The sequence below is a fragment of the Domibacillus robiginosus genome (assembly GCF_000966195.1).
In the GTDB taxonomy this organism is placed as follows: domain Bacteria; phylum Bacillota; class Bacilli; order Bacillales; family Domibacillaceae; genus Domibacillus; species Domibacillus robiginosus.
Genome location: NZ_LAHL01000012.1, coordinates 44,734 through 61,619 on the forward strand (window position 1 = coordinate 44,734; position 16,886 = coordinate 61,619).

Genomic DNA, 16,886 nt, shown 5'->3' on the forward strand with positions numbered 1-16,886 from the left:
TGTTTCTTTTATACCCTCGGATAAACAAAAAGAGACCTGAAAGAACAAAACAGCGCTGCTGTTTTGCTTTCAGGTCTCTCCCGTTTCTCCGGACAATGTATTAACTTGTCTTTATTGTATCATTAGTGTTATTGAAACGCAATAGCAGCCTTTATCGCTTTTTTCCAGCCTGCGTACAATGCTTCACGGACATCTTCTGTTATTTCTGGCTCGAACGTGCGGGCTACCTGCCAGTTTTGCGCAATTTCTGACCGGTCATTCCAGAAACCAACCGCCAGCCCTGCCAGGTACGCCGAACCAAGAGCCGTTGTTTCGTTAATTTGTGTCCGCTCTACCGGCACATCCAGAATATCGCTCTGGAACTGCATTAAAAAGGCGTTCATGACGGCACCACCATCCACACGAAGCGCTTTTAGCGAAATGCCAGAGTCTGCTTCCATCGCTTCAAGTACATCTCTCGTTTGATATGCAAGGGACTCAAGCACTGCACGGATAAAATGCTCTTTCTCCGTTCCGCGTGTGACACCAAACATGGCGCCGCGCACATCACTTTCCCAGTATGGCGTGCCCAGCCCCACGAAAGCCGGCACCACATAAACACCATCGGTTGAGTCTACCCGCTCTGCATATTTCTCACTGTCTGCAGCTGTTTTGATCATCCGCATGCCGTCACGCAGCCACTGAATCGCAGAACCCGCTACAAAAATACTTCCTTCAAGGGCATATTCTACTTTTCCATCAACGCCCCAGGCAATTGTTGTCAGCAGACCATGCTCTGACTTCACAGCTGTTTCACCGGTGTTCATCAGCATAAAGCAGCCGGTGCCGTATGTGTTTTTCGCCATTCCCTTTTCGAAGCACGCTTGTCCAAACAGCGCTGCCTGCTGGTCTCCTGCCGCACCGGCAACCGGGATTTCCTGTCCAAAAAAGTGAAATGGCGCCGTTTTTCCATATGCTTCAGAAGAAGGGCGAACGTCTGGCAGCAGCTGCTTTGGCACCGTTAAAATGTCAAGCAGCTCTTCGTCCCATTCCAGCGTATGAATGTTGAACATCAGTGTCCGTGCCGCATTTGAATAATCGGTCACGTGCGCTTTTCCGCCTGTCAGCTTCCAAATCAGCCATGTATCAATTGTACCGAATAATAATTCTCCTCTTTCCGCCCGCTCGCGTGCTTCTTCCACATGATCCAAAAGCCATTTTACTTTTGTTCCGGAAAAATAAGGGTCAACCAGAAGCCCTGTTTTATCACGGAATGTTTGTTCATGGCCTTTCGCTTTAATATCCGCGCAGATGTCTGCCGTCTGGCGTGATTGCCAGACGATAGCGTGATAAATAGGACGCCCCGTTTCTTTATCCCAGACGACCGCTGTTTCACGCTGATTGGTAATGCCGATCGCTTCAATTTGGTCGGCATGAATGTCCACTTCACTCAATACCGTTGCGATACAGGATAAAACGGACGCCCAAATTTCGTTTGCATCATGCTCCACCCAGCCCGGGTTTGGAAAATACTGCTTAAATTCTTTTTGTGCAGAATGAACAATTTCTCCTGCTTTATTAAACAAAATCGCCCGTGAGCTTGTTGTTCCCTGATCAATTGACATGATGTATTTTTCCATTTCAAAATCCCCCTTATTTATGTGTATAGCTTTGCACAGCAGGCCCCGCTGAAGCAAGCCTGATCATTAAAATAAAAACAACCGATAGCGCCAGTGTTATGAAAAAGGCGCCTGTTCCTTCATTTAAGAGAAATCTTTTATAAAAAAGGCTGCCAGAACCGAGCCCAAAACCGGCTCGACCACCGGACCCAGGCATACTTCCAGTTTGAACCTCCCTTACCGGCAATCGGAAGCAGGAAATGTGCGATGCGCGGACCAAGTTCACGAGCGGGGTTGATTGCATAGCCCGTGATACCTCCCAGCGACAGCCCAATGACAATGATTAAAAAGCCGACAATTAATGGATTCAGGCCGTCTGTAATCTTATTTGCTCCAATGATTAATAATCCACTCATTAACATAAAGGTTTCGATTAATTCACTCACTACGCTGGCATACGGGCGGTTAACCGCCGGTGATGTAGCAAAAACGCCAAGCTTCGCGCCAGGATCGTCCGTTTCTTTCCAATGTAGAAGAAAATGCAGAAATACAACCGCCGATCCGATAATGACACCGATCATTTGAGCTGTTATATACGATACAACATTGCCCATGGAGAGAAACCGGTAATCAGCAGTGCGATCGTAACTTTTAGTGCACTCCGCTGGCTCCGCCTGCCGCATACGCAGCCAGTGTAACGGTCAGTCCTCGGCTAAATACAATCACCAATCACCCTTCTCTGTTGGCAAATGATTTTTTTAAACTTTTATTAGCGTAACACACCCACCCTAAAAATAAGGGGTGTCGCCGTTCCGATCCACTCTCTCACAAATGGTGTTATTTTGTTTTTATTCCTTCGCCTCTTTGTTCCGCCTTTACGCCCGGGACGCCTTATAGCAGAAAACAAAAAAACTCACACTGGCCCCCTTGAAGGGTGTCAATGTGAGTCTCCATGTTCTCGGCCACAAATTTATGAACTTGTTGTTTATGATAACGCTAGCTGAAAGCGGTGTCAAATGTTTTTAAAAAATGTTGAAAAAGCGCGATAATGGGTATGGGAAAGAAAAGGAGGAATAAAGATGAAAATCGAATTGGAAAAATTAAAGCAGGACAAGCAGTTCACCGATAAAAAGCTGTATAAAGCAGAATTGGAAAGGTACCAGCGACGCCTGCTTGCCCTGCAGCAAACCTTGTTTCATGAAAAAATCGGTTTGATCATTGCGTTTGAAGGTATGGACGCAGCTGGAAAAGGTGGTGCCATCAAACGAATGAATGAACAGCTTGATCCGCGCGGCGTACTCGTTCATCCTATTTCAGCTCCTCAGCCGCATGAGCTGCGTTATCACTATATGCAGCGTTTTTGGCGCAAGCTGCCACAGCACGGTCAGATTGGGATTTTTGACCGTTCCTGGTACGGACGCGTGCTCGTTGAGCGGATTGAAGGTTATGCTGTCGATCGCGAATGGAAGCGGGCATATGACGAAATTAATGCATTCGAAAAGTCATTAACAGACGAACGGTACATAATGATGAAATTTTGGGTGCAAATTTCAAAAGATGAGCAGCTGCGCCGATTTGAAGAGCGTCAGCAAAACCCTTTAAAGCGATGGAAAATTACCGATGAGGATTGGCGCAATCGGAAAAAATGGGATCTATACGTAGAAGCTGCTGAAGAAATGCTCCAAAAAACAGATTTTGCACACGCACCCTGGTATGTGATCGAAGGAAATAATAAAAAGTACGCACGGGTAGACATTCTTCAAAAAGCTGTCTCACATATTGAAGAGTCGCTGAAGCAGCTTGGGCTGTCGCTTCCGAATTATGGTCTTTACGGTGCTAACTAAACAAGCGCAGCCTTATTGGCTGCGCTTGTTTTAGCTCCCGGCAAATTCCTTCCACAGAGCAATGTCTGATGTAGTCACCGCCGACGCACCTGCCGAAAGAGCGGCTTCTACCTCCGCTTTCGTTTCAATAAGACCCCCGGCAAAAACCGGTTTACCCGTTTCACGGCGAATGAGCTCAATAATTTTTGGCGCTACACCCGGCAGCACTTCAATAAAGTCTGGTTCTGCTTTTTGTGCAAGCCGAACACTTCTATTGACCGCATTCGAATCTAGAATAAATGCGCGCTGCGTGGCAATAAGTCCTTTTTGCCTTGCTTTGATGAGGGCACTTCCTTTTGTGGAAATGATCCCGTACGGCTTGGCATACCGGGCAATAAATTCAACGCCGTGCTCATCACCGGCAAGCCCATTAATTAAATCGAGGTGAATAAACATCTTTTTTCCATTCTTCTGGGCGAGGTCAAGCACGCTTTTTACCTGCCCGATATGCAGATCTAAAAACACGCCATACTCATACTTCATGGAGAGCATTTTTTCAAAATCTTTCATTGACCGGATTGCCGGCAAAATTGCTTGTCCATTAAAGAACATGCTGCCACCTCTTTACATGATTCGTTTAAACATTTTTTCAATATCGTAGTTGGACAGATGAATGATAATCGGCCGGCCGTGTGGGCAGGTAAAAGGATCTTCACTGTGGCGCAGATCGGCCAGCAGCTGCTCAATTTCATCGTTTCGCAGATGGCGATTTGCTTTAATCGATCCTTTACAGCTCATTAAAATAGCCGCTTCCTCACGGATTTTTTTCACATCCGGCTTTTTCATTGCCAGCACTTCTTCAATCATTTCTTCGATTACATCGCGTTCTTCATTTTTTGGAAACCAGACGGGGTGAGAGCGGACAACGTACGATTTGTCGCCAAACGGCTCTAGAAACACCCCAACACCTTCAAGTGCAGCCCGATTTTCTTCAATTTTCATAAACTCGTCTGCTGAAAAATTAAATGTCAGCGGAATCAGCAGCTCCTGCAGCTCCGGTTCTGTCTGTCCGACTTTTTCCCGGAAATATTCATATTTTAACCGCTCCTGAGCAGCATGCTGGTCGATCATATACAAGCCATTTTCATTTTGGGCAAAAATATATGTGCCATGCATCTGGCCAATCGGATACAGCATCGGCATGCGCTCAGCCGGCTGCTCCGGCACGCTCGGTGCCTGTTCTTTTGTATGAACCGGCTCCGGTGCTATAGGCGGCTCAGGAAGGATGTCGTCAAAGATCGTTTCCGGCGGTGCTTCCTTAACAGGTTCCTCGTAATACTCCGGCTTATATAGCTTTTCTACTTCTTTGGCCGGCGGCATGGACGGTTTGCGCGGAGGCGGTGCATCAAATTGAAAGGCCGGCTGCTCTGTAAAGTCTTTCCGTTTTTTCAGTACAGGCAGTGCATCTGGAATCAACGTTTCCTTGCGCAGCGCTTCTTTAATAGAAGAGGCGATGAGCGTACAAAGCTCTGCTTCTTTACTGAATCGTACCTCTAGTTTTGCCGGGTGCACATTTACATCAACGAGCAGCGGGTCCATTTCGATATTTAATAGTACAATCGGATAGCGTCCGACCGGTAAAAAGGTGTGATAGCCTTCTAAAATGGCGTTGGAGACCTTGAAATTTTTAATAAACCGCCCATTGACGATCATGGACATGTAATTTCGCGACGCACGCGTGACTTCCGGGAGCGACACGAAGCCGGACAGCCGAAAGTCAAGCGACTGCGCCTGGACCGGGATCATCTGCTTGGCAATAGATGTTCCGTAAATAGCCGCAAGCACCTGTCTCGCATCGCCGTTTCCGTTTGTTTTCAGCAGCTCACGGCCGTTATGACGGAGTCGGAATGAAACGTCTGGACGGCTCAGCGCCATTCGGTTAACGCCATCCGTAATATTACCGAGTTCGGTATGAACACTTTTCATGTATTTGAGCCGTGCCGGCGTGTTAAAAAATAGGTTAGACACGGTTATGTCCGTTCCTTTGCGGGCAGGACCGGGCTGTTTTGATTGGATCGCACCTCCAGACAAGATAATTTCGGTTCCGGCACCGCTCCCTGTAGAGGTAGCCATCGTTACATCAGATACCGAGGCAATACTGGGCAGAGCTTCCCCGCGAAAGCCGAGCGTACGAATACGAAACAAATCATTTTCATCTTTAATTTTGCTTGTCGCATGCCGATAAAAAGCCCGCTCCACATCATCCGGCTCGATGCCCGAGCCGTTATCCGTAATGCGGATCAGCCCAAGACCGGCTTCTTCCACATCAATTTCAATCACTGTGCTTCCTGCATCGAGCGCATTTTCCGTTAATTCTTTTACAACAGAGGCCGGCCGCTCTACTACTTCACCGGCCGCAATTTTATTTGACAGTGACTCATCGAGCTGGCGAATAATCCCCATTTTGGCTCACCTCATTTTTTTGCTTCTTTTTGTAGTGCATACAATGTGTTCATCGCTTCCATCGGAGTCATTTCCATAATGTCGTAGCTGAGCAGCTTGGTGAGAATGGATGCGTCTTCTTTGGTCGGCTCTGGCTGCTTCTCGGCCACAATAGAGGCAGGCGGCTCATCAAAAAACGAAAGCTGCCCTTCCTGCTGTGCTGCAGCCGGTGCGGCTTTTTCTTCACGATTTTCCAACAGCTGAAGCAGCTCATCGGCTCGGGAAATGACCGAGTCGGGCAGACCAGCCAGTTCTGCTACATGAATACCATAGCTTTTATCGGCGGCGCCATCTTTTACCTTATGTAAAAAGACGACCTTTCCATCCTGTTCTGCTGCGGTTACATGAACATTTTGCATATGCTGAAGTGATTCATCGAGCACTGTTAATTCATGATAATGAGTCGAAAATAATGTCTTCGCTCCAATTGTTGTATGAATATATTCAATCATCGCCTGTGCCAGCGCCATCCCATCGTATGTGGATGTGCCGCGCCCAATTTCATCAAATAAAATAAGCGAGCGGTTTGTGGCACTGACAATCGCATGCTTCGCTTCAAGCATCTCTACCATAAATGTACTTTGTCCGGAAACCAGGTCGTCTGCCGCACCAATCCGCGTGAAAATCTGATCAAAGATCGGCAGTACTGCTTCATCTGCTGGTACATAACAGCCGATCTGCGCCAAAATAGCAATCAATGCTGTCTGGCGCATATACGTGCTTTTCCCTGACATATTCGGTCCGGTAATCAGCAGCACATTCCGCCCTTCTTCCATCCGGCAGTCATTTGGTACAAAACCCTGTGAGTCTATCACTTTTTCTACAACCGGATGGCGGCCCTCTTTAATCCACATCCGACCATCTGCCGAAAACACCGGGCGGACAAACCGGCGTGATTCACTCACAGCCGCGAAGCATTGCAGTACATCCACCTCACTCACCATACGGGCCAGATGCTGCAGCCGTGGAATAAAACCCTTCACATGCTCGCGAAGCTCGCAAAACAATTCATATTCAAGCTCAACCATTTTTTCATTTGCTTCTAAAATAAGGGCTTCTTTTTCCTTGAGCTCCGGTGTTACAAAGCGCTCGCAATTAGCCAGCGTCTGCTTGCGCTCATACCGGCCTTCCTCAAGCAAGCCAAGGTTGGCTTTTGTCACTTCAATATAATATCCGAAAATGCGGTTGTAGCCGATTTTCAAAGACTTAATGCCGGTTTTCACCCGCTCCCGCTGCTCAAGCTCTGCAATCCATTGTTTTCCATTGCGGGAGGCATCCCGGTACTCGTCCAGCTGCGCATGAAACCCATCCCGGATCATGCCGCCCTCCTTCACTGACAGAGGAGGTTCTTCAATCAGCGCCTGCTCCAGCTCGTCCAGAAGCTCTTCACACGGATCCAGAGCGTCAGCAAGCTTGTCCAGTTCAGCTCCATTCATTTGTTTTAATACGTGCTGAAGCAGCGGAATCTGCCCGAGTGATTTTTTCAGCTGAACCAAATCACGCGCATTCACACTGCCAAAAGCGACTCGGCCGGCAAGCCGCTCTAAATCATATACTTCTTTTAGCTGTTCACGCAGCTCTTCTCGCTCAAAAAACGCCTGGATAAATGTATCGACAATCGACAATCGGCGGTCGATTTCCTCTTTATTGAGCAGCGGACGGTCAATCCATTGCTTTAACAAACGGCCTCCCATGGCCGTTTTGGTTTCATCCAGCAGCCAGAGGAGTGAACCTTTTTTTCCTTTTGAGCGAATTGTTTCAGTCAGCTCTAAATTTCGTTTGGAAAAAAAGTCGATATTCATATAGTCACGGATTTCGTATGGCTCTGCCGGCTGCAAATGGTCTAAGCTGCGCTTTTGTGTCCGGTGGAGATAATGATACAAACGGGCGGATGCCTGACGCAGCAAGCTGTGCTCCAGACGAGCCAAAAGAGGGCTGAACGTATCGGTTTCCATCGATTCTTCCACTGACAGAACGGCACCAATCCGGCCATACATCTGCTTTGCTTCTGCTTCTCCGAGAGTGCCGTCTGTGATCACTTCCTTCACACCGTAAGCGGCCAGCTCATGAAGAGCCGCGTCAAAAGAAGGAAAAACGGCTGTTTTACACTCTCCTGTTGTGACATCCGCTGCAGCTACCGCGTATTGGCTGTCAGAACGCTCAAGTACAGCCAGATAATGATTTTCTTTTTCTTGAATGCCCGATCCTTCCATCACTGTTCCCGGTGTAATGACTTGTACAACTTCTCGTTTAATTACACCTTTTGCCTGTTTAGGATCTTCCCGCTGTTCACAGATCGCTACCTTGTGTCCTGCTGAGATCAGCCGCTCTATGTAGCTCTTCGCAGAGTGGTATGGTACTCCGCACATCGGAATTCTGTCTGCACTACCGCCGTCACGCGACGTTAAGGTAATCTCTAGTATTTGACTTGCATTGAGCGCATCTTCAAAAAACATTTCATAAAAGTCGCCGAGGCGAAAAAATAAAAAGGCATCTTGGTAGTCTGCCTTTACACGTAAATATTGTTGAATCATTGGAGTATATTGTGCCATGTCGCATTCCTCTCTGTCTTTCTTCTTCTGATAGTATAGCACACGAAAAAAAAGCGGGAAAACGGTTCGTTCCCCGCCAGCTCATTTAGTGGTCATGATGTTCTTCTGCTGTTTCCCGCTCACAGTCCCATTCGTCTTCGTAATCATGAAATGCCACGCACACTTTTGTTTCGCCTGTGACCTCTACAATCAGTTCACGTTCTGCCTGCACATTTACTTTTGTTCCACAGTCAGAAATAACCGCTTCCTGGCAGTTTGGCTGCTGCAGTACCTTCACCCAAACATGATCGTCTCCGTCGCAGTCGTCGTCCCGGTACGTTAATTTCAGTACGTCCTTGTACTCCACCTTGTCTGTGACAACAGCCGTTTTCGTGTGGTTATGGTAGGAATACCAGACGTTAATTTCATACGTGCCAAATACCTCTACTTTTTTGCCGTTTTTTTTCGCTTTGTACTCGTGGTTGATAATCCAGCATCCTAAAATACCGGACGGCTTATTCGGCGGCAGAACAGCATGGTGTGACTGCGTATACTTTCGGCCTTTGGCAACGACGGACTTTGTGATAATCTCGCGGAATTGGCTCAATCTGTTGTCCCTCCTCTGATGTGGTCTTCCTATTGTATGCAGAGAAAGCGAGACGGGTGCCCAAGATTTTAAAAAAATCCCGCCTTTTCGGCGGGATTGTTTTTTAAGAGCAGCTTCCTGGTGTACTGTTTCTTACCTGGGCACCTGTTTCACCGCGAAGCAGATCGCCGCCTGTTTCTGTAATAATGTTATCTGTTACTTTGTTTGAAATCGCGGTCGCTACCATCTGTAAAATTTCGTTTACATCTGTTTGCGACTGCTTGAATTGCTGCACAATCGGCATTTCATCAAGCTCCTGCTCGATTTTATTGATTTTTTCTTCTACCATTTTCAGCGCCTCTGTTTTTTTGTAATGCTGAAAATTAACAGCTTGCTTTTGTAGACTTTTCAAGCCGGCCATTTTTTCGCGCAGCTTCTGATTCTCGTGGATTTTTGCTTCTGCCTGCTTAAAAAACTCCACTTCTTCTGTAGCCGAAATCATATTGGCGAGCTCGGTTGCTTTCGCGATGATCTCATCTTTTGTGTAAATGGTTTTTTCCATTTTAGTTCACCTCGGCCATATTTTCGATTTCTACCGCTTCCCCGTCCATTGACCATGATTTTGTTTCCGTAATCCGGACCGGAATAATTTTTCCGATAGCTGATTTCGGTGCCTTGACGTTCACAAGCTTGCTTTTCGATGTATATCCGGCAAGAACATCCGGATTTTTCTTGCTTTCTCCCTCAATGAGTACTTCAACAATCTGGCCTTTGTATCGCTTCATCGACTCACCTGACAATTCATTCACAAGCGCATTTAATCGCTGCAGGCGGGCTTTTTTCACATCCATTGGCACGTTGTCCACCATTTTGGCAGCCGGTGTGCCTTCACGAGGAGAATACAAGTATGTGTACGCCATTTCAAATCCGACTTCACGATAAAGCGACATCGTTTCTTCAAATTGTTCTTCTGTTTCGTTCGGATAACCGACAATAATATCGGTTGTCAGCGCTACGTCCGGCATTGCTGCTTTGATTTTACGCACAAGCTCTAAAAACTGCTCGCGTGTATATTTACGGGCCATAATTTTGAGTATATCCGTTGAACCGCTTTGCACCGGCAGATGGATATGGTCCATCAAGTTGCCGCCTTTAGCGAGCACCTCTATTAAATGGTCGTCAAAATCACGCGGGTGGCTTGTTGTAAAGCGAACACGCGGAATACCGATCTGGCGGATTTCGTCCATTAAGTCACCGAGACGGTACTCGATGTCATTGAAATCTTTTCCATATGCATTTACGTTTTGACCAAGCAGCATCACTTCCTGATAACCCTGCGCAGCGAGCTGGCGCACTTCCTGGATAATCTCCTCCGGGCGACGGCTCCGCTCTTTTCCGCGTGTATATGGCACAATACAATACGTACAGAACTTATCACAGCCGTACATGATGTTCACCCATGCTTTTACATTGCCCTGGCGCGCCTTCGGCAGGTTTTCAATCACGTCGCCTTCTTTAGACCAAACCTCGATGACCATTTCTTTGGACATATACGCTTCGTTTAGGATTTCCGGCAGACGGTGAATGTTGTGGGTGCCGAAAATCATATCCACATGATGATAGGATTTTAAAATTTTGTTTACAACAGATTCTTCCTGGGACATACAGCCGCAGACGCCAAGAAGCAAATTCGGGTTATCCCGCTTTAAATGCTTGAGAAAACCAATCTCACCAAACACTTTGTTTTCTGCATTTTCGCGAATCGCACACGTATTCAGCAAAATAACGTCTGCTTCTTCCGGTGTTTCTACCGCATTGTAGCCGAGTGCCATAAAAATACCTGCCATGACTTCCGTGTCATGGGCATTCATCTGACATCCGTACGTACGGATATAAAAGTTTTTGCCACTGCCCATCCCCTGAAAACGCTCGTCGATTTTAAAATCATTGTGATATGCTACTTCTTCTTTTCCGCGCTTTTTAGCGTCTTTTAAAGAAGGCGGCGTGTAAACTGATTGGAAATACTGGCTATAGTCCTTGGCGGATTTTTTGTCCGATGGACGAGCCTGCTCGCTATTTTTTCGTTGTTCTTCGTTCATGGTGAATCCCCTTTCCGATCTTTCAAACTATCGTGCACATTTCTTAAGTATATACCGTTCAACGAACGTACTCAAGCAAGGCATAGAAAAAGCGCAGAGATTTCTCTCTCCGCGCCATAAATATTACATAAACTCTTCAACAAGCTGCTTGAATGTTTCTTCCCCAAGATCAAGATCGGCATCTGCAAGCGGCGTTTCCGCATAGCCTTCAACAAGTTCCTGATAGGACGGACGCTCCGTATCCTGATAAATGATTCCTGTTACAAGATCATTATGCTGCATCAATGTATTCATTGCAGCCTGACGGTCAGACGGATCATATCCTTCAATCGTCGAAAGCTTGGTCAAGTTTTCTTTAAACCAATCATAGGTGTTGACTTTATTATACGTTACACATGGGCTGAACACATTAATAATGGAAAAGCCTTTATGGTTGATACCTGCTTCAATAATCGCTGTTAAGTCTTTTAAATCCGTCGAGAAGCTTTGAGCCACAAATGTAGCGCCTGTTGTCACAGCCAATTGCATCGGTGACAATGTTTGCTCAATCGCTCCAAGCGGCGTTGATTTTGTTTTGAATCCAGCAGCTGAACGTGGAGAGGTCTGGCCTTTTGTTAAACCATAAATTTGGTTGTCCATAACAATATATGTTAAATCGATATTGCGGCGCATCGCATGAATGGTATGTCCCATTCCAATCGCAAACCCGTCGCCGTCACCGCCGGATGCGATGACCGTCAAATCTTTATTAGCCATTTTCACGCCCTGCGCAATTGGAAGGGCCCGTCCGTGAATACCGTGAAGTCCATAGGAATTAATATAGCCTGAGATACGGCCTGAACAGCCGATTCCAGAAATAACCGCCAGCTTTTCCGGTGTCAGTCCTACATTGGCTGCCGCACGCTGGATAGCCGCCTGCACAGAGAAATCACCACAGCCAGGGCACCAGTTCGGCTTGACGCTATTACGGAAATCTTTAAATGTTGCGGTTGTTGCTGTTGCCATGATTAAATCAGCTCCTTGCTGCTCTCAACAATATGATGCGGCTGGAATGGGTTTCCATCATATTTTAAGATGCTTTTAATTTTTTGCGGATAGCCGGCATTCATTTTAATAATGCTTGCCAGCTGGCCTGTCGCATTGTTTTCTACAACGGCAACCCGTTTTGCCGACTCAATAAGCGGCAAAATGTCTTCCGTTGGAAATGGATGGACAAGACGGATACGTGCATGGTTTACTTTTATGCCTTCTGATTCAAGTCGTTCCATCGCTTCTTCAATGGCTCCGCCTGTCGAGTTAAAGCCAATTAACAGAAGATCCGCTTCTTCATGCGTGGCATTTTTATAAACTGGATTTGGGAAAACATGAGGCAGCGCTTCGATTTTTCTCATACGCTTGTCCATCTGTGCTTTCCGGTTCGCCGGTGACTCGGACGGCTTGCCTGTCTCATCGTGCTCAACACCTGTTACATGGTGAATACCACCTGTGACACCCGGTACTACGCGTGGAGAAACACCGTCTTCCGTTACTTCATACCGTTTAAAATACGATTTATCTTCACGTGGCTCAATACCTTCTTTAACCAGCTTCCCCCGGCGTATGCTCACCTGGCTGTAATCAAGGGGTTCTACTGTATGCTTACCCAGGGACAACTGCAGGTCTGACAGGACAATAACCGGTACCTGATATTCTTCGGCAATGTTAAAGGCTTCTACTGTGTCGTAAAATCCTTCTTCTGCTGTTCCCGGTGCAATGACTACTTTCGGAATTTCACCATGTGTTCCATAAATCATTGCCATCAGATCAGACTGTTCCTGCTTTGTTGGAAGTCCCGTTGACGGGCCGCCTCGCTGTGTATCCACTACAACAAGCGGTGTTTCGGTCATACCCGATAAACCAATTGCTTCCATCATTAAAGACAAGCCTGGACCGGCTGATGCTGTAAAGGAACGAATACCGCCATAGTTGGCGCCGATTGCCATTGTAGCCGCTGCAATTTCATCTTCTGTTTGAATGACTGTACCGCCAACTTTAGGCAATTTTTTAATCAAGTATTCCATAATTTCAGATGCCGGTGTAATCGGATAAGCCGCCATCAAGCGTACACCTGCCGCAAGGGCACCGAGAGCGATAGCGTCATTACCGATCATAAACATACGTTTTTGACCGTCCGCTGGCGGAAGAGCAAGAGAGCTTGTCCCATCGCCAAGCTGATCTTTCATGTACTTATATCCCTGCTGGATCGCTTCCATATTTTTTTGAACGACAGTTTCTCCTTTACGGCCGAAAATCTCTTCCACAACCCCAAGAAAAACAGAAACATCCAAATCAATAATGGCACATGTTGCTCCGACTGCAACCATGTTTTTCATAAGCGAGGTACCAAGCTCTGTCGCCATCTCTGTAAATGGGACTGCGTAAAAGCCTGCTTCCGTATCCTCCGGCTTAACCGGCTTAAACTTTGTATCTGCAATAATGATCCCGTTTGCGTGAAGCTCACGGTAATTTACATCAATCGTTTCCTGGTCAAATGCCACTAATATATCAAGGTCATCGGCGACCGAGCTTACTTTTTTCGTGCTGACGCGAATTTTATTGTTTGTATGTCCGCCTTTAATCCGAGATGAAAAGTGACGGTATCCGTATAAGTAGTAGCCAAGGCGGTTTAATGCCATGGAAAAAATCTCGCCTGTACTTTCAATCCCTTCTCCTTGCTGTCCTCCCACTTTCCAAGAAAGCTGCTCTGCCATTGTTTCAAACACTCCTTTAAATATGACCGCATCAATTTTCTGCTTCTCTTAGTGTATCATTTTTCAAATTAAATCACTATACGAATGCTTAATCAGTAAAAATTGTCTTTTTAGTTATGGAATGGACTGTTGAAAGCGGCACTTAAAAAGCATTCCAGCCATTAGGCTGGAATGCTTATCGAGATTGAACAATTAATTTCATTGCCGTTCTTGCCTCTCCTGCAATGACAATGCTCGTAAAAGCAGGAATACAAATTAAATCAATACCGCCGGGTGCGACAAATCCTCTGGCGATGGCAACTGCTTTAACAGCTTGATTTAGGGCTCCTGCTCCAACCGCTTGTATTTCTGCACTGCCTTTTTCCCGCATAGTTCCGGCCAGCGCACCCGCGACCGAATTCGGGTTTGATTTTGATGATACTTTCAACACGTCCATTCCCTAATCCCCCTTCTAAAGCCTCCATTCGTCTTTCATATATATTCAAAGGAAGAGGGGCTATGAATCAATAATCTTGAAAAGGATGGTCGTCGTTAATTAAAATACGCTCTATTGACTTGGCACGTCCTGTTTTCCGGTCTGCGCGAACGAGACATCCTGACAGTTGCGTGCGTCCTTCTTTTGGCACTTCAAACCGGGCTGGAAGCTGATTTTGAAACTTTTGAATGATGGTTTCACGCTCCATTCCCAAAATGCCATCGTATGGGCCTGTCATCCCGACATCCGTTAAATAGCCAGTGCCGCCGGGCAGCACCCGGTTATCAGCTGTTTGCACATGGGTATGAGTACCGACCACTGCGGTGACCCGTCCATCTAAAAACCAGCCCATTGCTTGCTTCTCACTTGTTGTTTCGGCATGAAAATCCACAAAAATAAATGGCGTCCGTTTTTTTGCTTCCTCTACCAGCTGGTCTGCTTTTTGAAACGGGCAGTCAAGGTCATTCATAAATACACGACCCTGCAAGTTAATCACGGCTACTTCAAATTCACCAGCTGGTACGTATACAATCCCCTGCCCCGGAACGGATGCAGGAAAGTTTGCCGGACGAACGAGCCATTTTGCCCCATCAATAAAATTAAAAATATCTCGATTATCCCACGCATGGTTGCCAAGTGTTACAACATTCGCCCCATTTTGCATAAATGTTTTATAAATTTTTTCTGTAATACCGCGTCCTGCTGCTGCGTTTTCCCCATTAATAATGGTAATGCCCGGGCGGTATTTTTTCTTTAATTTTGGTACGTACTCACTTACCATGTCACGCCCCGGAGATCCTACAACGTCTCCAATGAATAATAAATCCATACTTTTCCTTCTTTCTTTTCATTAAAAAAGAAAAACGGTGTGGTCTTCCACACCGTTTTCACTTACTTTGCATATTCAACTGCTCTTGTTTCACGAATAACGGTTACTTTTATATGGCCCGGATAATCGAGCTCTCCTTCGATTCGTTTACGAATATCACGTGCAAGGCGGTGAGCCTGCAAATCATCAATTTGCTCCGGCTTAACCATGATTCGCACTTCACGGCCGGCTTGAATCGCAAATGATTTTTCAACACCGTCATAGGATTCTGAAATTTCCTCCAGTTTTTCTAAACGGCGAATATAGTTTTCAAGCGTTTCACTTCTTGCACCTGGTCGTGCAGCAGACAATGCATCTGCTGCTGCAACGAGCACAGCAATTACCGAGGTTGGCTCTGTGTCACCATGATGCGAGGCAATACTATTGATGACAACTGGATGTTCTTTATACTTTTGAGCCAGCTCTACACCGATTTCAACGTGGCTGCCTTCTACCTCATGATCCACTGCTTTTCCGATATCGTGGAGAAGGCCTGCACGGCGGGCAAGTGTTTCATCTTCACCAAGCTCTGCAGCCAGCAGTCCAGACAAATACGCCACTTCTACTGAGTGTTTCAGAACGTTTTGTCCATAGCTTGTCCGGTATTTCAAGCGGCCAAGAATTTTGATGAGATCCGGATGCAGTCCGTGGACGCCAACATCAAATGTTGTTTGTTCACCGATTTCACGAATATGTTCGTCCACTTCGCGTCGTGCTTTATCAACCATTTCTTCGATACGAGCCGGATGAATGCGTCCATCCTGCACCAGTTTTTCCAGAGCGATACGCGCCGTTTCACGACGAATAGGATCAAAGCCGGATAGGATGACGGCTTCCGGTGTATCATCGATAATTAAGTCGATGCCCGTTAGCGTTTCGAGTGTACGGATATTACGTCCCTCACGCCCGATAATGCGTCCTTTCATTTCATCATTTGGCAGTGAAACGACGGATACGGTCGTTTCAGCCACATGATCCGCTGCACATCGCTGAATGGCAAGTGACAATACTTCACGTGCTTTTTTATCAGACTCTTCTTTTGCACGATGCTCGTTTTCTTTTACCATGATTGCAATATCGTGGGATAATTCTTGTTCCGTCCGTTCTAAAATGATGGAGCGTGCATCGTCACGTGTCAGAGCGGAAATTCGCTCAAGCTCGGATTGCTGCTTTTTCACCATCTCATCCACTTTGCTGTCCATCTCTTCAATATGTTGTTGTCTTGTGTTTAGGGATGCCTCTTTGTTTTCAAGTGTTTCTTCCCGCTTATTTAGGGATTCATCCTTTCGATCAAGGTTCTCTTCCTTTTGAAGGAGGCGGTTTTCCTGCTTTTGTAATTCATTTCTTCTTTCACGGAGTTCATGCTCTGTTTCCGTGCGCAATTTATGAATTTCATCCTTTGCCTCTAGAAGAGCTTCTTTTTTAGAAGCTTCTGCTTCCCGCTTTGCATCTTCAACAATTTGGTCAGCGGCACTGCGTGCGCCTGCGATTTTTGATTCGGCAATTGATTTTCTTACAAAATAGCCAACAACGACACCAATGATAAGGCCAAGCAAAATGGAGATGATTGTAATGGGTTCCATCATTTCACCTCCTCTTGCTATAAATAATTGTCATGTGCTTCACATGTTGGCTGCTGTCGCATAGTTATGAA

At 46.3% G+C, this 16,886-nt stretch carries 13 protein-coding genes and 1 pseudogene; 1 reads left to right on the forward strand and 13 read right to left on the reverse strand.

Annotation, left to right across the window (positions count from 1 at the left end):
* Positions 1-128 precede the first annotated feature (128 nt).
* Both glpK and VP97_RS08605 read right to left on the reverse strand, forming a co-directional pair.
* A complete protein-coding gene (gene glpK / locus VP97_RS08600) occupies positions 129-1,619 on the reverse strand; it encodes a glycerol kinase GlpK (protein ID WP_050181365.1) in 1,491 nt (496 codons plus the stop codon).
* Positions 1,620-1,760: 141 nt separating this feature from the next.
* A pseudogene (locus tag VP97_RS08605) lies at positions 1,761-2,439 on the reverse strand (MIP/aquaporin family protein); the annotation flags it as partial.
* A gap of 238 nt (positions 2,440-2,677) precedes the next feature.
* On the opposite strand from VP97_RS08605, the gene VP97_RS08610 reads away from it, so the two are divergent.
* Entirely contained in the window at positions 2,678-3,442 is a 765-nt protein-coding gene (locus VP97_RS08610; RefSeq protein WP_050181367.1) for a polyphosphate kinase 2 family protein, read from the forward strand.
* 30 nt (positions 3,443-3,472) lie between these two features.
* Here the strand turns inward: VP97_RS08610 and VP97_RS08615 are convergent, their stop codons facing one another.
* From VP97_RS08615 to rny, 11 genes are all read right to left on the reverse strand, one after another.
* Complete coding sequence (locus VP97_RS08615) at positions 3,473-4,033, reverse strand: glycerol-3-phosphate responsive antiterminator (protein WP_050181368.1); 561 nt, start codon at positions 4,031-4,033, stop codon at positions 3,473-3,475.
* 12 nt (positions 4,034-4,045) lie between these two features.
* Complete coding sequence (gene mutL, locus VP97_RS08620; protein ID WP_050181370.1) at positions 4,046-5,884, reverse strand: DNA mismatch repair endonuclease MutL; 1,839 nt, start codon at positions 5,882-5,884, stop codon at positions 4,046-4,048.
* A gap of 11 nt (positions 5,885-5,895) precedes the next feature.
* Positions 5,896-8,475: a DNA mismatch repair protein MutS gene (gene mutS, locus VP97_RS08625; protein WP_050181371.1), complete on the reverse strand. Its 2,580-nt coding sequence runs from the start codon at positions 8,473-8,475 to the stop codon at positions 5,896-5,898.
* A gap of 85 nt (positions 8,476-8,560) precedes the next feature.
* Complete coding sequence (gene cotE, locus VP97_RS08630; RefSeq protein WP_050181372.1) at positions 8,561-9,061, reverse strand: outer spore coat protein CotE; 501 nt, start codon at positions 9,059-9,061, stop codon at positions 8,561-8,563.
* Between the two features lie 103 nt (positions 9,062-9,164).
* A complete protein-coding gene (locus VP97_RS08635) occupies positions 9,165-9,602 on the reverse strand; it encodes a YlbF/YmcA family competence regulator (RefSeq protein ID WP_050181374.1) in 438 nt (145 codons plus the stop codon).
* 1 nt (position 9,603) lies between these two features.
* Complete coding sequence (gene miaB, locus VP97_RS08640) at positions 9,604-11,139, reverse strand: tRNA (N6-isopentenyl adenosine(37)-C2)-methylthiotransferase MiaB (protein WP_050181375.1); 1,536 nt, start codon at positions 11,137-11,139, stop codon at positions 9,604-9,606.
* Between the two features lie 123 nt (positions 11,140-11,262).
* Positions 11,263-12,144 (reverse strand): 2-oxoacid:ferredoxin oxidoreductase subunit beta, encoded by an 882-nt coding sequence (locus VP97_RS08645; protein ID WP_050181377.1) that lies wholly within the window; start codon positions 12,142-12,144, stop codon positions 11,263-11,265.
* Positions 12,145-12,146: 2 nt separating this feature from the next.
* Entirely contained in the window at positions 12,147-13,889 is a 1,743-nt protein-coding gene (locus VP97_RS08650) for a 2-oxoacid:acceptor oxidoreductase subunit alpha (RefSeq protein ID WP_050181378.1), read from the reverse strand.
* A 175-nt stretch (positions 13,890-14,064) separates the two neighbouring features.
* On the reverse strand, positions 14,065-14,325 hold the full coding sequence (locus tag VP97_RS08655) for a stage V sporulation protein S (protein WP_050181379.1): 261 nt from the start codon (positions 14,323-14,325) through the stop codon (positions 14,065-14,067).
* Positions 14,326-14,392: 67 nt separating this feature from the next.
* Positions 14,393-15,193, reverse strand: coding sequence for a TIGR00282 family metallophosphoesterase (locus VP97_RS08660; RefSeq protein WP_050181380.1), 801 nt, complete (start codon positions 15,191-15,193; stop codon positions 14,393-14,395).
* 62 nt (positions 15,194-15,255) lie between these two features.
* Positions 15,256-16,815 carry a ribonuclease Y gene (gene rny / locus VP97_RS08665; RefSeq protein ID WP_050181381.1) on the reverse strand — a complete coding sequence of 520 codons (1,560 nt, stop codon included), beginning with the start codon at positions 16,813-16,815 and terminating at the stop codon, positions 15,256-15,258.
* Positions 16,816-16,886 lie beyond the last annotated feature (71 nt).